Source organism: Novosphingobium cyanobacteriorum (assembly GCF_029436685.1).
Lineage (GTDB): Bacteria > Pseudomonadota > Alphaproteobacteria > Sphingomonadales > Sphingomonadaceae > Novosphingobium > Novosphingobium cyanobacteriorum.
Map to the genome: position 1 here is coordinate 259,857 of NZ_JAROCY010000002.1, position 21,680 is coordinate 281,536.

Below are 21,680 nucleotides of genomic sequence, written 5' to 3' on the forward strand. Positions count from 1 at the left end.
TTAGTCCCCCTCCCGCTTGCTGGAGGGGTTAGGGGTGGGTTGTTTCCGCCCAGCACATCGGGAGAAGGCCTACCCCCGGCCCCTCCCGCAAGCGGGAGGGGCGTTTGTTATGAAGATCGCATTTATCGGCCTTGGCAACATGGGCGGCGGCATGGCCGCGAACCTGGTGAAGGCCGGGCACGAGGTTCAAGCCTTCGACCTTTCGGCAGACGCGCTGGCCAGGGCGGGCGAGAATGGCTGCAAGACCTTCACCACCGTGCCCGAAGCGGTGGCGGGGGCCGATGCAGTCGTCACCATGCTGCCCAACGGCGCCATCGTGAAGAGAGTCTACACCGCCGACGTGATCGGCAAGGCGCCGAAGGGCGCGCTGTTCCTCGATTGCTCGACCATCGATGTCGCCACCGCGCGCGAGGTTGCCGCGCTGGCTGTGGCGGCGGGCCATGACATGGTCGATGCGCCGGTTTCGGGCGGCATCGCCGCGGCCAACGGCGGTACGCTCACGTTCATGGTCGGCGGTTCCGCCGCGACGTTCGAACGCGCCAAGGCGGTGCTGGAGCCGATGGCCAAGGCTGTGATCCACGCGGGCGAGATCGGCGCGGGGCAGGTTGCCAAGATGTGCAACAACATGCTGCTGGCGATCCACATGATCGGCACGTGCGAGGCGCTGGCGCTGGCCGAAAAGGCGGGGCTCGATCCGCAGAAGTTCTATGAGATCTCGTCGAAGTCGACCGGCTACTGCTGGTCCCTCAACGACTATACCCCGGCTCCGGGCGTGGGCGCCACCAGCCCGGCAGACAACGGCTATGCCGGCGGCTTCGCTGCGGCGCTGATGCTCAAGGACCTGAAGCTCGCCATGGAAGGCGCAGCCTCTGCAGGCGCGAACGTGCCGATGGGCGAGCACGCCAAGGCGATCTATGAAGCCTTTGTCGAGGCTGGCGGCGGCGGCAAGGATTTCGGCGCGATCTACGAGACACTGTGATTGGTGCGCCCTGGGCATCTGCCCAAGGATTGCGGCACCGGCCCGCTCCCCCGGCCCGGCCACCCAAATCCCACTCCGTAGGGATGCCCGGTCCGGGGGAGTGGGCCGGTGCCGCGGTCGGTCAGCGCATCCGGCTGGCGATGATGCGGCCGATGGGGTCGTTGCGGAAGGCACCGCCATTGGGTTCCTTCGTCACCCGCGCTGATTCATAGGCGATGTCCATGCGCGCCGCCTTGCGCGGCGTGCCCGCCTTCACCTCGGGCACGATGCCGTCAAGGAAGTCCGCGCCGATGCGCGATGGCGCAGGCTTTGCCGCCAGCTTCACTGCCGGCGGCGTTGCGGGCTTCTGGGCCGATGCCGGCACGCTCAGCCGCTCGTTGCGTTCGGCCGGGCGGTTGTAGATGAAGCCGTTGACCGGCCAGTGCGTGGTGCCAAGGCCGCCCAGCGGCGCATACCACACGCGCACTTCGCTCCAGTCGTTGGCGGGGGAAACATCCACCGCCCGCACGTCGTTCTCGATCTGCCCGCGCCGCCCGTCGATGGGTGACCAGTTGGCGTGGCGCAGCAGCACGGTGCGCGAATCGATCACCCGGCTCACTGCCGCCACATGCCCCAGTTCCATCCGGCCATAGGGGCGGAAGCTCATCACAGCGCCCACGCGCGGGCGGCTGCCACGGGCATAGCGGCCCTCGGCCTTGTCCCACCAGGTCAGCGCGTCACCATAAAGCTGGATGCCGCTCACCTGCCGGGCATAGGGCACGCATTGCAGGTAGGGCAGGCCGTCGTCGCCGGCCGAAATCCCCTGCGAGAGGTCCGCTGCGTCCAGAACTGTCGGCCGCGCCCAGCCGCCCGACGGGGCCAGCAGCCCCGTGGCGCACAGGCCCAGCCCGATAAGATTGAGGGTCCACCTCCGCATGCAGCGGACATGCCCGATGGATGGTTAAGGAGCGGGAATGCACCATAGTTAATAGCGCGTAATGGATTTGCCGGAGTTTGGGATTGGCAGCAAAGCTTGCGTTTCGGCCCGCAAAGCGCCACGGCTTCCGCCATGTCCGCCAATCTTCCGCAAGTGATCATCATCGGCCGCCCCAACGTGGGCAAATCCACCCTGTTCAACCGGCTGGTGGGAAAGAAGCTGGCGCTGGTGGACGATCAGCCCGGCGTCACGCGTGATCGCCGCTTTGGCGATGCCAGCCTGCTGGGGCTGGACTTCACCATCGTTGATACCGCCGGCTGGGAAGATCTTGATCCCGATACGCTGCCAGGCCGCATGCGCCAGCAGACCGAGGCATCGCTGATCGGCGCGGACGTGGCGCTGTTCGTGATCGATGCGCGCGCCGGGGTGACCCCGCTGGACGAGGAAATCGCCCGCTACCTGCGCCAGAGCCGCGTACCGATCGTGCTGATGGCCAACAAGGCCGAAGGGCGGCAGGGCGATCCCGGCATCTACGACGCCTTCGCGCTCGGCTTCGGCGAACCGGTCGCCTTCTCGGCCGAACACGGGCAGGGCTTGGCCGACCTGTTCGAGGCGCTGCGCCCGCACATCGAATCCGCGCAGGGCGAGGACGAGGACGAAGCCGAGCCCGCAGGTGACGAGGAAGAGTTCGATCCCGAATCGATCCTCAAGCTCGCCATCGTCGGCCGCCCCAACGCGGGCAAGTCCACCCTGATCAACAAGCTGCTGGGCGAAAACCGTCTGCTCACCGGGCCGGAGGCAGGCATCACCCGCGATTCCATCGCCATCGACTGGCAGTGGTTCGATCCGACCCGCGAAGGCTATCGTCCCGTGCGCCTGATCGACACGGCGGGCATGCGCAAGAAAGCGCAGGTGGTCGACAAGCTTGAGAAGCTCTCTGTCGCCGACGCCCGCCATGCCATCGATTTCGCAGAAGTCGTGGTGCTGGTGCTGGATGCCACGCGCGGGCTGGAGCACCAGGATCTCAAGATCGCGTCGATGGTGCTTGAGGAAGGCCGCGCCCTGATGATCGCGATCAACAAGTGGGATGTGGCCGAGGATCCCTCAGGCCTGTTTCAGGGCGTGCGCCGCGCGCTCGACGATGGACTGGCGCAGGTGCGCGGCGTGCCGCTGATCGCCATCTCGGGCCGCACCGGCAAGGGGCTGGACGATCTGCTGAAGGCCGCGTTCGAACTGCGTGAGGCGTGGAGCAAGCGCGTGCCCACCTCGGGCCTCAACCGCTGGTTCGATGATGCGCTGGCCGCCAACCCGCCGCCGGCGCCGGGCGGCAAGCGGATCAAGCTGCGCTACATCACCCAGGCGCGCAGCCGCCCGCCCACGTTCGTGCTGTTCGGCACGCGGCTTGAACTGCTGCCGGAAAGCTACCGCCGGTACCTGATCAACGGCATCCGTCGCGAACTGGGTTTCGATGCGGTGCCGATCCGCCTGAACCTGCGCAGCGCGAAGAACCCCTTCGCCAAGGATTGATCGAGGTACTTCCGGCCATGCCCGACAGCGCCATTCCCATCGCCCCCACCGCGCTGCCGCACTCGCTGGGCGCGGCATTGTGGCGCGGGGTGCGGGGGCAGTGCCCGCGCTGCGGCGGCACCCACCTGTTCGCGCGCTTTCTCAAGCCGGTGGAGCGCTGCCGGATGTGCGGCCAGAACTGGACACTGCACAGTGCCGACGATTTCCCGCCCTATGTCTCCATCCTGCTGACCGGCCACATCATGGCCCCGGTCATCATCGCGCTTGGCCTGCATGAAGCGCTGCCGATGTGGGCGATGATGCTGGTCGTGGCGGCAATGGCGCTGGTGCTGCTGATCGCGCTGCTGCAACCGGCCAAGGGCGCCATCATCGGCCTGCAATGGTGGCTGGGCCTCCACGGCTTTGCCGGCCATGCCGGGAAGAAGGAAGCGGGCGTTTCCTAAAGGAAGTTGTTCGGCCAGATCATCGTGCGCCACATGTGCGACGCAGGGCTGTCGTCAAAGCCCAGGCCCTCTTCCGGCTCGCGGAAATTGCGGGCGATCACGTCCTCGAACACCGCCGGGTCCACCTCGGGGAAATCATCGAAGAAATAGGTGTCGTACAGCGTCACCTGCCGCGCGGTCATGTACCACTTGTGCCCCCTGGCGTACTCCGCATCGCGCAGCAGGTAATCCGGCACCTGGTAATCCGGGCCGAAGAACTTGTGGTAGCTGTCGGGATAGGCATAGCCCACGCTTTCGTCCGCCACATAGCGCAGCGCCTGGTGGTACTTGATCGCGAAGGCCACTTCCTCGCTGACATAGGGCGCCACCAGCTGCGCACTCCAGTATCCGTGGTCGCAGCGCACCAGGCACCCGTTGGAAAGATCGTGCAGCAGGCAGGCCATGACCACCGCCTCCGGCAGGCCATCGTCCAGCGCGCGCTTGCCGCTCACCAGCAGGTGCCGCACGGTCAGATCGCCAAAGCGGCAGCGGAAGAAATCGAGCAGGCGCGGGCGTTCCGGCATCCGGGGCAGGGCGGGATTGTCGCCCATCATGAACACGGTTTTCGGGTTCAGCCGCGCCAGCAGTTCGTGCTCGTTGTCGACGAAGTCCGTCCCCTTCCACCCCACGGGTGAAGGATAGATCAGCCGCTCGCGCCCTTCCTGGGGAAAGGGGCGTTCATCGGTGCTCCGGCCAATCGTCTCGGTCATGCTCACCTTCTACCCCCCGCCGCTGCGCGAGGCCAGTCTCAAGCGCGGCGCGATTGTTACGGAGATGGGCAGGGACGTTAAACACCGTCGCGAAGCTGTCCCCTGCGTCGCGTAAGGCTCCGCCATCCGGCAGCCTGACCTAGGCCATTGGAGGGACCAGCCATGTTCACCCCGCAGATCTTCAAGTTTGACCTGACCACCAATCCCATCCGCATGTTCCTGGTGAAGGACGGCGAACAGGAAGAGCATATCCTGCTGAAGAACCAGACGCTGGGCTATGACGCCACCACGGGTGAAGTGGTGCTGACCACCACGTTCGCCAGCTATGTCAAGGAACGCGCCTTCCTGCCGACGGCAAGCACCAGCGACGATCCATCGTTCTACAACTTCGATCACGTCACTTTCACCACGCTGGACGGCAAGGTCATCAACGACCCCACCAGCGAAGGCAACGATGACGGCCCGGATGACCAGGACGGTGACGGCTCGCCCGATGACAGCATCTATGGCACCGGCGGCAAGGACGTGCTGAACGGCAGCGGCGGCGACGATCACCTGTCCGGCCTCGCCAGCGGTGACATTCTCCACGGAGGATCGGGCAGCGACAACCTGTTCGGTGGCGCGGGTGGCGACGTGCTGGACGGCGGCGCGGACGATGACGTGCTGGTCGGCGACGATGGTGACGATGTCCTCGATGGCGGCACCGGCGACGATATCCTTGATGGCGGCAACGGCGGAGACAAGCTGTTCGGCGGCGATGGCAACGACGATCTCAACGGCCTTGCCGGGGCGGACAAGCTCGATGGCGGCGCGGGCGACGACGTGCTCTATGGCGCGGCCGGATCGGACAAGATCAACGGCGGCGATGGTGCCGACGAACTGCATGGCGGGATTGACGGCGATGGCCTGTCCGGCGGCGCGGGCAATGACGACCTGTCCGGCGATGCCGGCAACGACACGCTCAAGGGCGAGGCCGGTGACGACAGCCTCGCCGGCGGTGACGGCAGCGACAAGCTCGCTGGTGGGGATGGCGTCGACACGCTGGACGGCGGCGCCGGTGGCGACAAGCTTGACGGCGGCGTCGGGAATGACACCCTGCTGGGCGGTGCAGGCAACGACGAGGTGAAGGGCGGCAAGGGCGATGACCTGCTGCTCGCCGGCCTCGATGGCGGCGACGACAAGCTCGGCGGGGGCGACGGCATCGACACGGTGGATTACTCCGCTGCTGCCGCGGGCCTGCGCATCGATCTCAAGGTCGGGCTTGCCTATGCCATCTCCGGCAATTCGGGCACGGGCGTGGACAAGATCGCCAATGTCGAGACCGTGATCGGCTCGGCCTTTGCCGACGAGATCTTCGGCGGTCCCAAGGCGCAGACCCTGATCGGCGGTGGCGGCAACGACGTGATCCGCGGCGGCGCGGGTGGCGATACGCTGACCGGCGGCGCCGGGGCTGATACGTTCCGCTACTTCAGCGAAAAGGCCTCGCAACCGGGCAAGGCCGATCACATCACCGACTTCACCATTGGCGAGGACAAGATCGACCTGTCGGGCATCGATCCCAGCAAGGCGCCGGGTGACAACGCCTTCACCTGGAGCGACAGCGCGCCTGCCGCCGGGGCCGGGCAAGGCGTGGTGTGGTTCGATGCCGCATCACACACCCTCTTCGCTAGCATCGATGCGGATGCCGATGCGGAATACGCTGTGGTGCTTGATGGCGTGAACGCGCTCGGCGCGGCTGATCTGGTCCTTTGACCGGGCGATGATCGGGAAGGGCTCCGGCGCAGATCACGCCGGAGCCCTATCTTTTCAGAACACCTCGAACAGCCCGGCCGCGCCCATGCCGCCGCCGACGCACATCGTCACCACCACATGCTTCGCCCCACGGCGCTTGCCTTCGATCAGGGCATGGGCGGTGCAGCGCGCGCCGGTCATGCCATAGGGGTGGCCGATCGAGATCGAGCCGCCGTTCACGTTGAGCAGGTCATTGGGGATACCCAGCCTGTCCCGGCAATAGAGCACCTGCACGGCAAAGGCCTCGTTCAGCTCCCACAGGCCGATGTCATCCATCTTCAGGCCAAAGCGCTGCAGCAGCTTGGGAATGGCGAAAACCGGGCCGATGCCCATCTCGTCGGGCTCGGTGCCGGCCACCGCCATGCCCACATAGCGGCCCAGCGGGGCCAGGCCCCGCTTGGCGGCAAGGCCCGCCTCCATCACCACCACCGCTGCCGATCCGTCGGAAAGCTGGCTGGCGTTGCCGGCGGTCACGATGCCACCTTCGATCACCGGCTTCAATGCCTGGAGGTTCTCGATGGTGGTCGAAGGGCGGTTGCCCTCGTCCTTGGCCAGGTGAACCTCCTGGAATGAAATCTCGCCGGTTTCCTTGTTCTGCACGCCCATCGTGGCGTCGCAGGGCACGATCTCGTCATCGAACTTGCCCGCGGCCTGCGCGGCGGCGGTGCGCTGCTGCGATTGCAGGGCATATTCGTCGCAGGCTTCGCGGCCGATGCCATAGCGCTGGCCGACGATCTCGGCCGTCTGCAGCATCGGCATGTAGATCGCCTGGTGCATCGCCATCAGGCTCTTGTCGGGCATCACCCGCATTTCTTTGGTCTGGACCAGGCTGATCGATTCCTGTCCCCCTGCGGCCACCACGTCCATGCGGTCGATGCTCACCTGCTTGGATGCGGTGGCGATGGTCATCAGGCCGGATGAACACTGCCGGTCCATGCTCATGCCCGATGTCGTCACCGGCAGGCCCGCGCGCAGCGCCACCTGCCGTGCGATGTTGCCCGCCTGTGCCCCCTGCTGCAACGCCGCGCCCCACAGCACGTCGTCCACTTCGCCAGGATCGATCCCGGCGCGCTCCACCGCCGTCTTCAACGACAGGGCGCCCAGCGTGGCGCCGGGCGTGGCATTGAATGCGCCCTTGTAGGCCCGCCCGATCGGGGTCCGGGCAACCGAAACGATTACGGCATCACGCATCTGCTCTCTCCTCGCCGGGTATTCCCCTGCGTCTGCTGCTTCAGTTGAAGGTCTCGCCCGCCTCGGCCTTGCGGCGCAGCAGCGGGGCCACGGGCAGCCCGTGCCGCTCCAGGCCTTCCACCACGGTGTTCAGCCCGATATGGTCGGCCCAGAACATCGGCCCGCCGGTCCATGCCGGCCAGCCATAGCCGTTCAGCCACACCGTATCGATATCACCCGCGCGCTGGGCGATCCCTTCGTCCAGGATCAGCGCGCCTTCGTTGATCATCGGATAGAGCAGCCGTTCGCGCAGCTCGTCCTTGGTGAAGCTGCGCTGCGGCTTGCCTTCCTGTGCCGCCCATTTGGCGATCAGCGCCTTGGTTTCCTCTGCCGGGGTCCGCTGGCGGTTCTCGTCATAATCGTAGAAGCCCTTCCTGGTCTTCTGCCCCCAGCGGCCCACCGCGCACAGATCGTCGCGCAGCGTCTCGATCCGTGCCGGATCGCGGTGCCAGCCGATGTCCACCCCGGCCAGGTCCGCCATCTGGAACGGCCCCATGGGAAAGCCGAACTCCAGCAGTGCCTCGTCCACTTCCCAGTAGTTCGCACCTTCCATGATCAGCGCGTTGGCCTGCACTTGGCGCGGGTTGAGCATGCGGTTTCCGATGAAGCCGAAGCACACGCCCGAAACCACCGGAACCTTGCCGATCTTGCCTGCCAGCGCCATCACCGTGGCCAGTTCGCTGGCCCCGGTGGCCTTGCCGCGCACCACTTCCAGCAGCTTCATCACGTTGGCCGGGCTGAAAAAGTGCGTGCCCAGCACCGCCTGCGGCCGCCCGGTCACGCTGGCGATCTCGTCCACGTCGAGATAGCTGGTGTTGCTGGCCAGGATCGCGCCCTGCTTCACGATGCCGTCCAGCCGGCGGAACACGTCCTTTTTCACGTCCATGCTCTCGTACACGGCCTCGATCACCATGTCGCAATCGGCCAGCGCGTTGAACTCCAGCGTCGGGTTCAGCCGCGCCATCGCCGCCTCGGCCAGCGCAGCATCCATCTTCCCGCGCTTGACCGTGTTCTCGTAATTCTTCGCGATCGTCGCCACGCCCCGGTCCAGCGCTTCCTGCGTCATCTCCACGATCGTCACCGGAATCCCTGCGGTCAGGAAGTTCATGGTGATGCCGCCGCCCATCGTGCCCGCGCCGATCGTGCCCACCTTGTTGATGGGGATCAGCGGGGCGTCTGCCGGAATGTCGTCGATCTTCGCGGCCAGCGCGCGCGCGGCGTCGATATGTTCCTTTGCGCCGGGAATGGGGTCGGACATCTCTCTCTCCTCTTGGTTCGTTATCGGCCGCGGCTCTCGGCCAGCGCGCCATAGACAAGCGTTTTCAGCAGGGGGCGGATCGGGAAGTTCAGCGATGGGAATGCCTGCGTCATGAACACCATGTGCAGGCCCTCCACCGGGTCCACCAGGAACTGGGTGGAAAAGATCCCGCTCCAGAAGAACTCGCCCCGGCTGCCCGGCACCAGCGTCTTCGCGGGATCGAGCGTGACGGCAAAGCCAAGGCCAAAGCCTGTGCCCGCATTCTCCGCATCGCCGAACAGCCCGCTCGATGCCTGCGTCAGGTCCGCCCCTCCGGGCAGGTGGTTGCTGGTCATCAGCCGCAGCGTCGCCGGGCTCACCAGCCGTACCCCGTCCACGCCGCCACCGCCCGCCAGCATGCGGCAGAAGCGGTGATAGTCCTCGATTGTGGACAGCAGCCCGCCGCCGCCACTCTCGAAGCGCGGGGCGCGCAGACTGCCCGATTTCGTCGCGTCGTCGAACAGTTTCAGCGTTCCGTCGGGCTGGAACATCCACGCATCGGCCAGCCGATCGGCCTTTTCGGGCGGGCACCAGAACCCGGTATCGACCATGCCCAGCGGCTCCCAGATCCGCGTGCGCAGCACGTCGGACAGCGGCATGCCGGCCAGGCGCGAAACCACCACGCCCAGCACGTCCACCCCCACCGAATAGTTGAACACCGACCCTGGTGAAAATTCCAGCGGCAGCTCCGCCAGCCCCGCGATGAAGGCGTCGTTCCCGTCCAGCGAAGGGTGCCCGTCCAGCCGCGCCTTGCGGTATGCGGCGTCAATCACGGTGCGGCCCTGTATGCCATATGTCAGGCCCGACATGTGGGTCAGCAGGTCCACCATCCGCATCGGCGCGCCCGCCGGCACCGTCTCGAACGGCGCATCCCCGCCGCCGCCGCCGGCATAGACGCCCAGGTTCGCGAACTCCGGGATCACTTTCGTCACCGGGTCCGACAGCGCGATCCGGCCTTCCTCCACCAGCATCATGAACGCCAGCGAGACCATCGGCTTGGTCATCGATGCGATGCGGCAGATCGTGTCGGTGGCAAAGGGCATGCCCCCCTCGCGCGCCTTGCCCGCTGCGCCCGTCCACACGGCTTGCCCGTCACGCGCCACCATCATGGCAAAGCCGGGTATGTGCCCGCTGGCCACATGCTCGCGCTCCAGCACGGCGGTGAGGCGGTCCAGCCGGTCAGCAACGAAGCCCAGGCTCAGGGGGTCGGAAAGGTGCAGAGTCATCCTCTCGCGCTCACCCGAACACTGCCACGGACTGCAGCCCCCGCATCATTTCAATGCCATCGGCGTTCCACAGGCGCAGCGTCTCGCTGCTGAAGCCGCCCGCCATCTGGTTCGATGACGTTTCCAGCAGCCACCAGCCATCCCGTGTCCCGGGTGCTTCGCCCAGGACGGTAAAAGCCCAGTTGATCGAACTGATCGGGCCCAGCCGTTCCATCGCCCGCATCGCGCCGGGCGGCAGCATGTCGCCCACGGCGACCAGTTCTGCCATCGGGTCCAGCCCGTCGCGTTCGCGCAGGCGCACCCAGCGGCGGATCGTGGCGGGCCGGCTCTCCTCGCGCGGGCCCGCATGCCGCACCTCGAAGCGCGCGGTGAACGCTGGCGTATGCGCGCCAAAGGCCACTTCGGCACATTCGTCCGGCGGGGTCAGCTCTTCGAAAGCGTCCGCCGGCACGATGCCATTGTCCGCCCGTCCTTCGCCAAACAGCCATATGGTGCGGTGGACCAGCTCTCCACCACAGGTCAGATCGGTCTCAACCTGGGTCACGCTGCGCCCGCGACGCAGCAGCCGGGCCTGCGCCTGCAGTGATTCGCCAACCGGGGCCACGAACGTCACCTGCGCCCCGCGCAACGGCGGCAGTCCGGGCAGCAGCGCGCGCGCCGCGCTATAGGCAAGGAAAGAGGACGCCCCGCCATACATCGTGCGCCCCTGCATCCACCCGCTGGCGCCAGCAAGTGCAAGGCCCCCGTCCGCGGGCTGGAGCGATTGCGCCAACGCAGCCAGGCTCCTCGCCTCCGCAGATGCCGTGTCGCCAGATGCTTCTGCCGAGTTCATTGCCTCTCCCACACAACACCCCGGATCGCCGGGCGCGAATCCTCACCGTTTCTTCGGACTGACCGTTTGGTGAAGCGCTCTGCGGCGGAGCGCAAGGCTCATTTCCCAAGCACTTGCTTGCCGTAGCGGCAACCTGTCAAACCATCACCGGGCCATATTGCATGTGCGTTGGAAGCAGGGGCTTCGCGCATGACCGGGCAGGCTGGGGACGGGCATTGGCGGCCAGTTCTCGAACCAATTCGGCCAATATGACGATTCCTGCCTAACCTCAATTTTAGTCCAAAACAGATTAATCATTGCCAAGGTGCCGCAACGTAACAGAATTGTCGGCGAAATGGCGGGGTTTTCTTGCCTGTTCTGGTTCTCGGAATGACCGCGGAAGCGCGTCGCAAAACGGGATTCGCACCTGCAAAAAGGGTGTTTCGCAATGGCGATATCAGGTTGTCTCCATTTCCGATCTATACTACGTAATAACCGTACGCCGTGCCTTGGAGATTAACCAATGAACTTCATCAAATCGCTCGCCGCCGGCGCTGCGGTACTTGCGCTGGGTCTTGCGACCACAGCCCAGGCTGCCCAGACCCGTTCCTCGCTTACCCTGCCGGTCAAGAAGGCCGCTGCGATCAAGGCTTCGGCCAAGGCTTCGCGCCTGTCGCGTTCGTCCGCCGCGCTTGAAGGTGAAACCAGCAGCCTCAGCCCGGCCGCGATCGCCGGTCTTGTCCTGGTCGGTGTCGGCACCACGGTTGTGATCGCCACCAGCGGTGATGACTCGCCGGGCAGCTGATCGGCTGACGCCAGCTATTATCGCCACGTCGAAGGCCCGCCATCCCCCGATGGCGGGCCTTTCCGTTTGGGGTTCGGATAGTCGCGGTTGTCGGCACGCAGGTGCTGGAAGAGGCGACGGTTCAGGGCGGCCAGCCCCCTCTCAACCGCGCTCAGTCGCTCTCAGTCGTTCTCAACCCCCTCTCAGTCGTTCTCAACTTACGGCTTCCAACGCTCCGGCCGTCATCGCCGGCGCCGCCGAGAGCGCCCGTCTGCACGCCCGCGCACGGTGACGCGCGGCGAAGTGGAACTGGCGCAAAATGCGCATCTTTCCTCAGCCCGGCACTGCGGTGGCGGTGATCCTGGCGCCTCAGCCTGGCGGGAGGCGGCCCTGGCCAGGAAAGGCCTTGCCCGGCCAGGGCTCAAGAGGGAGATCTGATTACTGATAGTAATCACTCGGGCTAAACTGCCATCTTTTTTGATATGCCGAACACTGCGAAATCCCTCTCAGCAAAAGAAAACTGGGGAGTGGACAATGCAGCATTTTCGCGTCGCCCTGATGGCGTCGGCCATCGGCACACTTTGCATGATCGCACCGGCCCATGCCCAGACGACGGCGGCCGAAACATCGGCCAGCACGGACAGCACGGGCATTGCCGATATCGTCGTCACCGCCGAGCGGCGCGAGCAGAGCACGCAGCGTTCGGCCCTGTCGATCCAGGTTGTCGGCGGTGAAGCGCTGGAGAAGGCCGGTGTCTCGGCCGCGGGTGACCTGACCAAGCTGACGACCGGCGTCGAGATCGGCGTAGCGGGGGCCAATTCGCAGATCTACGTCCGCGGCGTGGGCAGCTTTGCCTATATCCCGCTGCAATCGCCCGGCGTCGCCTTCAATGTCGATGGCGTCTATGTCGGCCGCCCGGACAGCGTTGCCGGCAATTTCTATGACATCGCGCGCATCGAGGTGCTGAAGGGGCCGCAGGGCACGCTCTATGGCCGCAATGCCAATGGCGGCTCTATCAACCTTGTCACCAACGATCCGCGCATCGGCGAAAGGAGCATGGATCTCAACCTCGAAGGCGGAAATTATTCGCTGGCCCATGCCTCGGGCGCGATCAACCTGCCGATAGGCGAGCATTCCGCGCTGCGCGCCGCGTTCAACGTGGTGCAGCGCGATGGCTATCTTTCGGACGGAACCTTTGACGACAAGCAGCAGGCCGCGCGCATCCGCTTCAAGACCGAGCCCAACGAAAACCTGACCATCGTGCTCAATGCAGACTATGCCCACACCGGCGGTCGGGGCGGGAACGCCACCTGGCGGCCCCGGCGCCCCGGTGCCGATCCGTATGAATCCATCACCGAACCCGCAGCCCAGGCCTACAAGCACAGCTTTCCGGGATCGGGGCTGGCACCGTTCACCAACACGGATCGCAACGACGGATACCAGGACAACCAGTATTACAACCTAAGCGCGCAGGTTGACCTGCGGCTGGGCTTTGCCACGCTGACGCTGCTGCCGGCCTATCGGCATTCCGATATCGACTACCTGACCTACGACCTTGGCGCGCGCTACCGGATGGACAAGTCGTCGAGCCAGACCTCGCTCGAGGCGCGCCTTGGCAACAAGACGGGCAACCTGACGTGGGTGATCGGCGGCTACTACTTCCATGAAACGCAGGACGGCTTCTACGACATCACCCCCGGCGACGTACCGGTGCCGTTCTTCGGCGGCGCGGTGCTGCTGAACCAGCGGATCGCGTTCAAGCCCAAGACCGATGCCTATGCCGCGTTCGGCCAGGCAACCCTTGGCCTTGCGCCGGGGTTCAGGCTGATCGCCGGTGCGCGCTACACCCATGAAAAGGCAAGCGTTTCCGGCACGATCAGCAACCTGACGCCGGCAGCACTGCTGTCCGCCTACTCTCCCACCGGCAGCTTCGACGGGACCACCTTCAAGGCCGGCTTCGAATACGATCTGGCCCCGCAGAGCATGCTTTATGCAACCTACAGCACCGGCTTCAAGGCGGGCGGCCTGAATCAGACGCCGACACCGGCGATTGCGACGTTCCGTCCGGAAAAGCTCAACTCCGCCGAGGTGGGCATCAAGAACCGCTTCCTCGACAACAAGCTGCAGATCAACGTTTCGGCCTATCACTGGAAGTACAAGAACCTGCAGGACGCGCGGGCCGCGTTCGACGCTTTCGGGGTGAACTTCATCACGTTCAATTCGGGCGACGCGACGATCTATGGCGCCACGCTCGACATCATCGCCAAGCCGTGGACCGGCGGAACCTTCAACTTCTCGGGCGAATATGCCCATTCGAAGTATGACCGGTTCCTTGTGAGCACGCCGACGCCGCTGTTCCTTGCCGGAAGCACCGGCTGCCCCACCACGTCGACCGGACCGGGCGGGCTTACCACCGCCGATTGCAGCGGCTTCCAGGTTGCCCGTGTGCCGAAGTGGACCTTTACCGCAGGCTACGATCACGAATTCCTGCTGGCCGATGGTGGCTCGGTCAACGCCGGGGCATCGGTGAAGTACAGCAGTGCGCGCTGGATCGGCATCGATTTCGTCGCGGCCCAGCGGGATGACGCCTACGCGGTGGTGGACGCGAACATTTCCTACACCACGCCCGACAGCAGGCTGACGGTGGGTCTGTTCGGGCGCAACCTGACAAAGTCGGTCTACTACACCGGCGGCGTCGCGACCACGTTCATCCCGGGCCTGTTCGCCGCCAACATCGGCGCGCCCCGGACCTATGGCGCGCGCCTCAGCGCGCACTTCTGATCGTTCTCAAGCCGAGGAATACCCCGAAATGCGTCTCATTTCCTTCCGGGCCAAGGGCGACGACCGGTTCGGTTGCCAGCGCGATGACGGCATCGTCGACCTGACCGGGCGGATGGGCGGTGCCCGCACGCTGCGGGAACTGCTGGCGGCCGATGGCGTGGCGGAGGCGCGCGCCTTCGCCGCCGGTGCCGCCGCCGACTTCGCGATCGGCGATTGCGAGCTTTTGCCCGTGATCCCGGATCCCGCCAAGATCATCTGCCTGGGCCTCAACTATCGCGGCCATGCCGAAGAGGTGGGCAAGCCGCTGCCGGCCAAGCCCGTGGTGTTCCACCGCCATGCGCAGACGCTGGTCGCCCATGGTGCGCCGATCCTGAAGCCGATCGTTTCCGACAAGTTCGATTACGAAGGCGAACTGGCGGTGGTGCTGGGCAAGCGCGGCGGACACATCCCGGCCGAGCGCGCGCTGGAGCATGTCGCCGGCTATTGCTGCTTCAATGAAGCGAGCGTGCGTGACTGGCAGAAGCACAGCCACCTTTATGGCATGGGCAAGAATTTCCGGGCGACCGGCGCCATCGGCCCATGGCTGGTGACGGCAGACGAAATTCCGGATCCGCAAGCGCTTGAATTGACCACCAGGCTCAATGGGGAAGAGGTCCAGCGCGTCGGGATCAGTGACTTGATTTTTTCGATACCCGAGCTGATCGCCTATGTTTCGCAGGCCATCGACTGGCTGCCGGGCGACATCCTGGTGACGGGCACGCCGTCCGGCGTCGGGCTGTTTCGTGATCCCCCGGTCTTCCTCAAGCAGGGTGACCGCGTCGACGTCGAGATCTCGCAGATCGGCGTCCTTTCCAATCCCGTTGTGAACGAAGCGGCCTGATCGGGCGCGCTGGCAGAGCCAGTCGATTCAGTCCGTCACTTCAGGCTGCCAAACCAGGAGGCATATCATGGCCCTACTTCCACCTTCGCGCCTCGAACACTTCGGCATCAACGTCGTCGATCTCGACGCGATGGAGCGGTTCTATGTCGATACCTTCGGCTTCACCGTCAGCGATCGCGGCACCCGGTTCAACGGCAACCGCATCGTCTTCCTGACCAAGTCTCCATCGGACCATCACCAGTTCGTGCTGACCGAAGGGCGCCGCGACGCCGCCGGCGAGAACCCGATCAACCAGATTTCGTTCAATGTCGGATCGCTCGACAACCTGCGGCTCTGCTTCGAGCGGCTTTCGGCAGAGGGGCATGACGATTTCATGCAGATCAACCATGGCAACGCCTGGTCGATCTATACCCATGATCCTGAAGGCAATCCGATCGAGCTGTTTGCGGATTCCGATTGGCACACGCCGCAGCCGTGCCGGGGCGACCTTGACCTGACCAAGCCGGTGCAGGTGATCCTGCAGGAAACTGAGGACCTGTGCAGCAGCCGCGCGGGCTCTTCCACGCGCAATGAGTGGATCGCGCGGATGCAGCAGGCGATCCCTGCCGGAGGGGATGCCTGACCGTGGCGAGGAGCGTCATCATCTCGTGCGCGGTCACCGGCGCGATCCACACGCCGACCATGTCACCGCACCTTCCGGTCACGCCCGAGGCCATCATCGAACAGGCGGTTGCAGCCGCAGACGCCGGTGCGGCGATCCTGCACCTGCACGCGCGCCATCCCGACGATGGCCGTCCATCGGCCGATCCTGCGCATTTCGAGATGATCGTACCGGCCATCCGCGAACGGACCGACGCGGTGATCAACATCACCAGCGGCGGCAGCACGAGCATGACGCTGGAGCAGCGGCTGGCGTTTCCGATGCAGTTCGGCCCGGAAATGGCCTCGCTCAACATGGGGTCGATGAACTTTTCGATCCATCCCGCCGCGCGCAAGATCAAGCAGTGGGTGCATCCGTGGGAGCAGCCCTATGTCGAAGGGACGGAGGACATCATCTTCCGCAACACCTTCCGCGACATCCGGCGCATCCTGATCGAGCTGGGCGAAGGGCGGGGCACGCGGTTCGAGTTCGAATGCTATGACCTGGGGCACCTCTACAATCTGGCCCACTTTCTTGACGAAGGGCTGATCAAGCCGCCGTTCTTTGTCCAGTCGATCTTCGGCATCCTGGGCGGGATGGGGCCGGACCCTGAAAACATGGCGGTCATCCGCAACACCGCCGACCGCCTGTTCGGGCGCGAGAGCTACGAATGGTCCATCCTTGGCGCGGGACGCCACCAGATGCCGCTGCTGACTATCGGCGCGGCGATGGGGGCGAACGTGCGGGTAGGGCTGGAGGACAATCTCTACCTCGGCCGCGGCGAACTGGCGAAGAGCAACGCCGATCAGGTCGCCAAGATGGCGCGCATCCTGGGCGAACTCTCGCTCGAGATCGCCACGCCTGCCGAGGCGCGGCAGCGGCTGGCCCTGAAGGGGGCACCATCCATCACGGAGTCACGCTAAATGGCCATTACTGCTTCGAAGGTTAAACCGAATGTCGCCCCGATCCGTCGCATCGTGACCGGGCATGATGACGCCGGGCGCGCGGTGATCCTGAGCGACGAGGCCTGCCCGCACGTCCATTCGATCAAGGACCGCACCGATTTCGGCTGGACCGAGCTTTGGACCACTGCGGTGCCGGCGGACAATTCCGGCCCTGAAGATACCGTGCCCAATCCGCCGGCGCTCCAGCCTGCGCCGGGCACGCTGACCTTCCGTGTCGTGGAATTTCCGCCCGACCGCCACCACAAGGACCCCACGGTCGACGATCGCTCGATGTTCCATCGCACCCGCTCGGTCGATTTCGCGATCGTGCTTTCGGGGGAAATCTGGGGCGTGGTGGACGAAGGCGAGGTGCTGATGAAGCCGGGCGACACGATGATCCAGCGCGGCACCAACCATGACTGGCAGAACCGGTCCGACGAACCCGCGCGCGTGGCCTTTGTCCTTATCGACGCCCAGCCGCTCGGGTAGCTTCCCGTCCAGACCGGAGAGAGGCCAGACAGGAGAGGGACAGTCGATGGATAACGTTCTGCGTAACACCTGGTACGTCGCGGCATGGGCCAGCGAGCTTGCGCAAGGCCAGCTGCTTGACCGCACGCTGCTGGGCGAACGGCTGGTTCTGTACCGTTCTCAGGATGGCGCGCCCGTGGCGCTGGCCAACCGCTGTCCGCACCGCTTTGTCCCGCTTTCGATGGGCAAGCTGTGCGATGGCGGCGCGGCGATCGAATGCGCCTATCACGGCCTGCGGTTCGACAGCCGGGGCCAGTGCGTGCAGAACCCGCAGGGTGAGGTTCCCAAGGGCGCGGGCGTGCGCTCGTTCCCCGCCACCGAACGGTTCAGCGCGATCTGGATCTGGTTCGGCGATCCGGCACTGGCCGATCCGGCGCTGGTCCCCGAGATCGCCTTCCTCGAGCCCGAGACCTGGGCGGTTGGCACCGGCGTGACCGAGGTCGCCTGCCACTACGAGCTCGAGAGCGACAACATCATGGACCTCAGCCACATCGAGTTCCTGCACCCGATGTTCTCGAGCGAGGCGGTGCGGGCTGGGGCGATCGAGTGCCGGCAGGATGGCGAGACGGTGTGGTCGCGCCGGATGATCTACAATGACGATCCGCCGGAGTTCATCCGCCAGGCCTTCAACATCCCGGCGGGCAAGCGGGTCGACCGCTGGCTCGATGCGCGGTGGAATGCGCCCGCCGTCATCGCGCTGTGGACCGGCGGCGTGGAAAGCGGCCGCCCGCGCGAGGACGGCATCGACTGGTGCTCGGCCCACCTGTTCACGCCGATCAGCGAAAACCGCACGATGTACTTCTGGGCGCTGGCCTTTCCGCGCAGCATGGAGAACGCCGAGGAGATGGCGCTTCAGGGGCGTGAAGCCCTGCGCTACCCGTTCGAGCACGAAGACGCGCCCATCATCGAGGCCGCCCACGCCAACATGGGCGGGGAAGACTTCTGGGCGCTGCGCCCGCTGATCCTTCCCGGCGATGGCGGTGCGGTGCGCGCCCGCAGGCTGCTCAAGTCCATGATCGCCCGCGAACAGGCCGGTGCCAGCGCCCGACAAACCCAGACCCCCTGATCCCTGGCCCAAGGAGCCTGCCCGAAATGAATTGCTTTGAAGTGAACTGCTTTGACGTTTGCATCGTGGGGTTTGGCCCGACCGGAGCCACGCTGGCCAACCTGCTGGCGCGATCGGGGCACAGCGTGGTGATCGTCGACCGGCTTGCCGGCGTGTACGACAAGCCCCGCGCCATCCATGTCGATCACGAAGTCATGCGGATCTTCCAGCAGATCGGCGTCGTGGAGCAGGTGCTGCCCCACGTCAGGCCCTATCCGGCATCGGAATACCTGGGCGTGGACGGAGAAGTGATCAAGCGGCTCGACACCGCGCCGCCGCCCTATCCGCACGGCTATGCCCCCAACCTTTCGCTGCTGCAGCCGCCGGTTGAGGAAATCCTGCGCAACCGGGCCGAAGCCGCTGCATCGACCACGCTGCGCCTGGGGCATGAAGTGGTCGCCATCGAGCAGGATGCCGATGGCGCGGTGGTCCGCACGGAAACGGAGGCCGGCCCCGAGGCCCTGCGCGCGCGCTTCGTTGTCGGGTGCGATGGCGCCAACAGCACCGTGCGCAGGCTGATGGGCATCAGGCTCGACGATCTCGGTTTTGACGAGCCGTGGCTGGTGGTGGACATTCTGGTCGATGACGAAGCCGCCATGGCCCGCCTGCCGGCAGTCAACGTGCAATATTGCGAGCCTGCGCGCCCCAGCACCCATGTCGTCGGCGTGGGGAACCACCGCCGCTGGGAGATCATGCTGCTGCCGGATGAAGACCCGGCCGAAGCTGCCAGCGAAGAAGGCGTGTGGCGGCACCTCGCCCGCTGGATCGATCCGTCGGAGGCGCGCCTGTGGCGCAGCGCGACCTATCGCTTCCATGCGCTGGTCGCCCACGAATGGCGCAAGGGGCACGTTCTCCTGGCCGGTGACAGCGCGCACCAGCAGCCCCCCTTCCTGGGGCAGGGCATGTGCCAGGGCGTTCGCGATGCGGCCAACCTCGCATGGAAGCTCGATCTGGTGCTGAAAGGTGCGGCCAGCGAGGCGCTGCTCGACAGCTATGGCGCCGAGCGCGCCGAGCATGTGCGGAAGCTGACCACGATCATCAAGGGGCTGGGCAAGTTCATCTGCGAGCGCGACGTTGGCGCGGCGCGCAAACGCGATGCGCTGCTCATCGCCGAAATGGGTGGCGCGGTGAAAACCGCCTATCGCGAGGACATGATGCCACGGCTCGACCGGGGCGCGGTGGCCGCTTCGGACAGCACGGTGGTGGGATCGCTCTTTCCCCAGCCGCGCCTGGCCGATGGCCGCCTGATGGACGAGGCGACCGGCACGGGCTTCCGCCTGATCGCCAGCCCTGCGGTTAGCGATGCCGCGCTGCATCGCCTCGACCGTCCCGTCGGCATGGCGGTCGTCAGGATCGGCAAGGGAACCGGGGGCGATGGTGGAGGGGTGCTGGACCTTGCCGAAGCGGACACCCTGATAGCCGACTGGTTCGCGCGGACGGGCGCGGTCGCCGCGATCGTGCGGCCCGATCACTATGTCTACGGCCTTGTCCGAAACGAAGCCGAACTGCCAGCACTGGTTCAGGGTCTGGCCGCGAAACTGTCGCTGCTGCAAACAGAAAGGCATCCGGCCTGAACAGGTGCCGGATGTGGGAGACGGATTATGAAAACGCTCATCCAGAACGCCTGGATCGTCACCAACGAGGACGATCTGGGAGACATTCGTGATGGGTCGATCCTGATCGAGGATGGCCGGATTACGGCTCTCGGCAAGGATCTTGAAGTCCCCGAAGGGGCCGAGATCATCGATGCGGACGGAATGATCGCAATTCCCGGCTTCGTCGATGCCCACAAGCACTTGTGGCAGGCGGCCCTGCGCGGCGTGTGCGGCGATCTCACGCTGCTCGGCTACTTTGCGCTGGTGCGCCAGAATTACATCGCCGCCTACCGGCCCCGCGACGTTGCAATCGGCAGCTATGCCTCGGCAATCGAGCTGATCGATGCGGGCACGACCAGTGTGCTCGACCATGCCCACTGCGTCGTTTCCCCCGATCACGCTGATGCAGCGCTGGATGGCGTGCGCGAGGCCGGCATTCGCGGCGTGTGGGCCTATGGATACTGTCCGGTCTATGAAAGCGAGGCTTTCACCCGCCATGAGGACCGGCTCAGCGATGCCCGCCGCATCCTGAAGTCCCAGTTCGGCAGCAACGACGGCCTGCTGCGCATGGGCGTTTCGACGACAGAGCAGGGCCTGCTGCCCGAAGAGCTGACCGAGCTGGAGATCCGCAGCGCGCTGGACCTTGACCTGAAGTGGACCGGCCATACCCACTGCGGCAACGGCAGGGCACCGATCACGCGCGGCATCTACAAGCTGCTGCGCAAGGGCCTGATCAACGATCTGGCGATCCTGTCGCATTGCAACGAATTCGGCTTCAACGACTTCGTGATGATGCAGGAGGTGGGCGCCCACTTCTCCAGCTCGCCCGATACCGAGCTGTACATGGGCATTCCGCGGCCGGTGAACTATATCGAGGCAGTTGCGGCAGGAGTGCCCGTCTCGCTGGGCACGGATACGGTCTCGTGCATGTCTGCCGACATGTTCGCGACCATGCGCCTCGCGATGGTGACCGCGCGCCAGCAGATCAACGCACCGCGCGCCGCAACCTATGACGCCGTTATCGACCAGACCCTGCCCGTGCGCGACGTCTTCCGCTGGGCCACGATCAACGGCGCCCGGGCGATGGGCATCGATCACCTCGTCGGCAGCCTGCGCCCCGGCAAGCGCGCCGATATCACGCTGATCAACGCGCGCGATCTCAACCTTGCGCCGGTCTATGATCCGATATCGGCGATCGTGCTGAACGGGCGGCCGAGCAACGTCGATACGGTGATGATCGACGGCGTGGTGCGCAAGCGGCACGGGAAGCTGGTCGGCATCGACATGGACCGGCTGGTGACCGAGATTGCGGCATCGCATGCCCACCTCAACAGCAAACGCCCTGCCGGCACCATCGACCGGGACCTGTCGCACGAAGTGGAACGCTGGAGCGAGCGCCTGTCAGCCGACACGTGAACAGCCGGGATCGGCTGCGTCGGTTGACCGGCAATTGC

General features: G+C 65.5%; 18 protein-coding genes and 1 pseudogene. 13 read left to right on the forward strand and 6 right to left on the reverse strand.

Annotated features, from left to right (window positions below; all coding sequences use genetic code 11):
* Nucleotides 1–109 precede the first annotated feature (109 nt).
* Entirely contained in the window at nucleotides 110–979 is an 870-nt protein-coding gene (gene mmsB / locus POM99_RS03030; protein WP_277275320.1) for a 3-hydroxyisobutyrate dehydrogenase, read from the forward strand.
* A gap of 121 nt (nucleotides 980–1,100) precedes the next feature.
* Here the strand turns inward: mmsB and POM99_RS03035 are convergent, their stop codons facing one another.
* Nucleotides 1,101–1,895, reverse strand: coding sequence for a CHAP domain-containing protein (locus POM99_RS03035; RefSeq protein WP_277275321.1), 795 nt, complete (start codon nucleotides 1,893–1,895; stop codon nucleotides 1,101–1,103).
* Between the two features lie 132 nt (nucleotides 1,896–2,027).
* Between POM99_RS03035 and der the strand changes: the two genes are divergently transcribed.
* Together der and POM99_RS03045 are read left to right on the forward strand one after the other, a co-directional pair.
* On the forward strand, nucleotides 2,028–3,422 hold the full coding sequence (gene der / locus POM99_RS03040) for a ribosome biogenesis GTPase Der (protein ID WP_277275322.1): 1,395 nt from the start codon (nucleotides 2,028–2,030) through the stop codon (nucleotides 3,420–3,422).
* Between the two features lie 17 nt (nucleotides 3,423–3,439).
* Nucleotides 3,440–3,865, forward strand: coding sequence for a DUF983 domain-containing protein (locus POM99_RS03045; protein ID WP_277275323.1), 426 nt, complete (start codon nucleotides 3,440–3,442; stop codon nucleotides 3,863–3,865).
* Here the strand turns inward: POM99_RS03045 and POM99_RS03050 are convergent.
* Nucleotides 3,862–4,614, reverse strand: a complete 753-nt coding sequence (locus POM99_RS03050; protein WP_277275324.1) for a hypothetical protein — start codon at nucleotides 4,612–4,614, stop codon at nucleotides 3,862–3,864. The genes POM99_RS03045 and POM99_RS03050 overlap by 4 nt on opposite strands.
* A 162-nt stretch (nucleotides 4,615–4,776) precedes the next feature.
* Between POM99_RS03050 and POM99_RS03055 the strand changes: the two genes are divergently transcribed.
* Nucleotides 4,777–6,366 (forward strand): calcium-binding protein, encoded by a 1,590-nt coding sequence (locus POM99_RS03055; RefSeq protein WP_277275325.1) that lies wholly within the window; start codon nucleotides 4,777–4,779, stop codon nucleotides 6,364–6,366.
* 54 nt (nucleotides 6,367–6,420) lie between these two features.
* Here POM99_RS03055 and POM99_RS03060 read toward each other — a convergent pair whose 3' ends face one another.
* From POM99_RS03060 to POM99_RS03075, 4 genes and pseudogenes are all read right to left on the reverse strand, one after another.
* On the reverse strand, nucleotides 6,421–7,596 hold the full coding sequence (locus tag POM99_RS03060) for an acetyl-CoA C-acyltransferase (RefSeq protein ID WP_277275326.1): 1,176 nt from the start codon (nucleotides 7,594–7,596) through the stop codon (nucleotides 6,421–6,423).
* Nucleotides 7,597–7,636: 40 nt separating this feature from the next.
* Nucleotides 7,637–8,842, reverse strand: a pseudogene (locus POM99_RS03065) (3-hydroxyacyl-CoA dehydrogenase); the annotation flags it as partial.
* Between the two features lie 71 nt (nucleotides 8,843–8,913).
* Nucleotides 8,914–10,158 (reverse strand): serine hydrolase domain-containing protein, encoded by a 1,245-nt coding sequence (locus tag POM99_RS03070; RefSeq protein ID WP_277275327.1) that lies wholly within the window; start codon nucleotides 10,156–10,158, stop codon nucleotides 8,914–8,916.
* Nucleotides 10,159–10,168: 10 nt separating this feature from the next.
* Nucleotides 10,169–10,990 carry a thioesterase family protein gene (locus POM99_RS03075; RefSeq protein WP_277275328.1) on the reverse strand — a complete coding sequence of 274 codons (822 nt, stop codon included), beginning with the start codon at nucleotides 10,988–10,990 and terminating at the stop codon, nucleotides 10,169–10,171.
* 502 nt (nucleotides 10,991–11,492) lie between these two features.
* Between POM99_RS03075 and POM99_RS03080 the strand changes: the two genes are divergently transcribed.
* The 9 genes from POM99_RS03080 to POM99_RS03120 all read left to right on the forward strand — a co-directional run bounded on the left by POM99_RS03080 (nucleotide 11,493) and on the right by POM99_RS03120 (nucleotide 21,642).
* Nucleotides 11,493–11,774, forward strand: a complete 282-nt coding sequence (locus POM99_RS03080) for a hypothetical protein (RefSeq protein ID WP_277275329.1) — start codon at nucleotides 11,493–11,495, stop codon at nucleotides 11,772–11,774.
* A gap of 513 nt (nucleotides 11,775–12,287) precedes the next feature.
* Nucleotides 12,288–14,534, forward strand: a complete 2,247-nt coding sequence (locus POM99_RS03085; protein ID WP_277275330.1) for a TonB-dependent receptor — start codon at nucleotides 12,288–12,290, stop codon at nucleotides 14,532–14,534.
* Nucleotides 14,535–14,562: 28 nt separating this feature from the next.
* Nucleotides 14,563–15,414, forward strand: a complete 852-nt coding sequence (locus POM99_RS03090; protein WP_277275331.1) for a fumarylacetoacetate hydrolase family protein — start codon at nucleotides 14,563–14,565, stop codon at nucleotides 15,412–15,414.
* Nucleotides 15,415–15,481: 67 nt separating this feature from the next.
* The gene (locus POM99_RS03095) at nucleotides 15,482–16,036 is read left to right on the forward strand and encodes a VOC family protein (RefSeq protein ID WP_277275332.1); all 555 of its coding nucleotides are present in this window, start codon (nucleotides 15,482–15,484) and stop codon (nucleotides 16,034–16,036) included.
* A gap of 2 nt (nucleotides 16,037–16,038) precedes the next feature.
* Nucleotides 16,039–16,977 carry a 3,5-dioxohexanoate:acetyl-CoA acetone transferase gene (gene kce / locus POM99_RS03100; RefSeq protein ID WP_277275333.1) on the forward strand — a complete coding sequence of 313 codons (939 nt, stop codon included), beginning with the start codon at nucleotides 16,039–16,041 and terminating at the stop codon, nucleotides 16,975–16,977.
* Nucleotides 16,978–17,487 (forward strand): cupin domain-containing protein, encoded by a 510-nt coding sequence (locus POM99_RS03105; protein WP_277275334.1) that lies wholly within the window; start codon nucleotides 16,978–16,980, stop codon nucleotides 17,485–17,487.
* 46 nt (nucleotides 17,488–17,533) lie between these two features.
* Complete coding sequence (locus POM99_RS03110; RefSeq protein ID WP_277275335.1) at nucleotides 17,534–18,592, forward strand: Rieske 2Fe-2S domain-containing protein; 1,059 nt, start codon at nucleotides 17,534–17,536, stop codon at nucleotides 18,590–18,592.
* A 26-nt stretch (nucleotides 18,593–18,618) separates the two neighbouring features.
* On the forward strand, nucleotides 18,619–20,205 hold the full coding sequence (gene mhpA, locus POM99_RS03115) for a bifunctional 3-(3-hydroxy-phenyl)propionate/3-hydroxycinnamic acid hydroxylase MhpA (RefSeq protein ID WP_277275336.1): 1,587 nt from the start codon (nucleotides 18,619–18,621) through the stop codon (nucleotides 20,203–20,205).
* Nucleotides 20,206–20,232: 27 nt separating this feature from the next.
* A complete protein-coding gene (locus POM99_RS03120) occupies nucleotides 20,233–21,642 on the forward strand; it encodes an amidohydrolase family protein (protein ID WP_277275337.1) in 1,410 nt (469 codons plus the stop codon).
* Nucleotides 21,643–21,680: the final 38 nt, after the last annotated feature.

Bases quoted from the DNA above. Each gene is read 5' to 3' on its own strand.
- mmsB (WP_277275320.1), top strand. From the start codon at position 110: ATGAAGATCGCATTTATCGGCCTTGGCAACATGGGCGGCGGCATGGCC.
- POM99_RS03035 (WP_277275321.1), bottom strand. From the start codon at position 1,895: ATGCGGAGGTGGACCCTCAATCTTATCGGGCTGGGCCTGTGCGCCACG.
- der (WP_277275322.1), top strand. From the start codon at position 2,028: ATGTCCGCCAATCTTCCGCAAGTGATCATCATCGGCCGCCCCAACGTG.
- POM99_RS03045 (WP_277275323.1), top strand. From the start codon at position 3,440: ATGCCCGACAGCGCCATTCCCATCGCCCCCACCGCGCTGCCGCACTCG.
- POM99_RS03050 (WP_277275324.1), bottom strand. From the start codon at position 4,614: ATGACCGAGACGATTGGCCGGAGCACCGATGAACGCCCCTTTCCCCAG.
- POM99_RS03055 (WP_277275325.1), top strand. From the start codon at position 4,777: ATGTTCACCCCGCAGATCTTCAAGTTTGACCTGACCACCAATCCCATC.
- POM99_RS03060 (WP_277275326.1), bottom strand. From the start codon at position 7,596: ATGCGTGATGCCGTAATCGTTTCGGTTGCCCGGACCCCGATCGGGCGG.
- POM99_RS03070 (WP_277275327.1), bottom strand. From the start codon at position 10,158: ATGACTCTGCACCTTTCCGACCCCCTGAGCCTGGGCTTCGTTGCTGAC.
- POM99_RS03075 (WP_277275328.1), bottom strand. From the start codon at position 10,990: ATGAACTCGGCAGAAGCATCTGGCGACACGGCATCTGCGGAGGCGAGG.
- POM99_RS03080 (WP_277275329.1), top strand. From the start codon at position 11,493: ATGAACTTCATCAAATCGCTCGCCGCCGGCGCTGCGGTACTTGCGCTG.
- POM99_RS03085 (WP_277275330.1), top strand. From the start codon at position 12,288: ATGCAGCATTTTCGCGTCGCCCTGATGGCGTCGGCCATCGGCACACTT.
- POM99_RS03090 (WP_277275331.1), top strand. From the start codon at position 14,563: ATGCGTCTCATTTCCTTCCGGGCCAAGGGCGACGACCGGTTCGGTTGC.
- POM99_RS03095 (WP_277275332.1), top strand. From the start codon at position 15,482: ATGGCCCTACTTCCACCTTCGCGCCTCGAACACTTCGGCATCAACGTC.
- POM99_RS03105 (WP_277275334.1), top strand. From the start codon at position 16,978: ATGGCCATTACTGCTTCGAAGGTTAAACCGAATGTCGCCCCGATCCGT.
- POM99_RS03110 (WP_277275335.1), top strand. From the start codon at position 17,534: ATGGATAACGTTCTGCGTAACACCTGGTACGTCGCGGCATGGGCCAGC.
- mhpA (WP_277275336.1), top strand. From the start codon at position 18,619: ATGAATTGCTTTGAAGTGAACTGCTTTGACGTTTGCATCGTGGGGTTT.
- POM99_RS03120 (WP_277275337.1), top strand. From the start codon at position 20,233: ATGAAAACGCTCATCCAGAACGCCTGGATCGTCACCAACGAGGACGAT.